Below are 374 nucleotides of genomic sequence, written 5' to 3'. Positions count from 1 at the left end.
CAGCACTACTCAGAGTGCTGGTGTTGCCAGCGACGTAGGTGTTGAAGGCGACCGTGACACTGTCCTCGCCACCGGAGTCGACGGTGATGTTGGACTCGTATCCAACCTCATCGTCGTCGCCGACGCGGAGGGTTGCGGTCTCAATGTCGCCCTGGAAGTTGATTGTGATGTTCGCAGTGTCACCGCGCTCCTCAGTGATGAAGCCCTGTTCGAAGGAAACGTCGCCCTCGGGGGCTTCGTTGATGTCGAAGTCACCGGACTCGGCGGTGACTGCCGAGTTGACGTCAGTAACTTCGATCGTGTAGGTACCCGTCTCGCTCTGGGTACCGAAGTCGACGGAGACCTCACCGTCACTGTCAATCGTGGCATCGACC

At 59.1% G+C, this 374-nt stretch carries 1 pseudogene; it reads right to left on the bottom strand.

From position 1 onward, the window contains the following. Window positions 1–374: pseudogene (locus EXE45_RS20105) on the bottom strand (PGF-CTERM sorting domain-containing protein); the annotation flags it as partial.

The sequence above is a fragment of the Halorubrum sp. SP9 genome (assembly GCF_005435015.1).
GTDB classification, from domain to species: domain Archaea; phylum Halobacteriota; class Halobacteria; order Halobacteriales; family Haloferacaceae; genus Halorubrum; species Halorubrum sodomense.
Note: the sequence above shows the minus strand (reverse complement) of the source record. Positions and strands in the feature narration are given on the sequence as shown.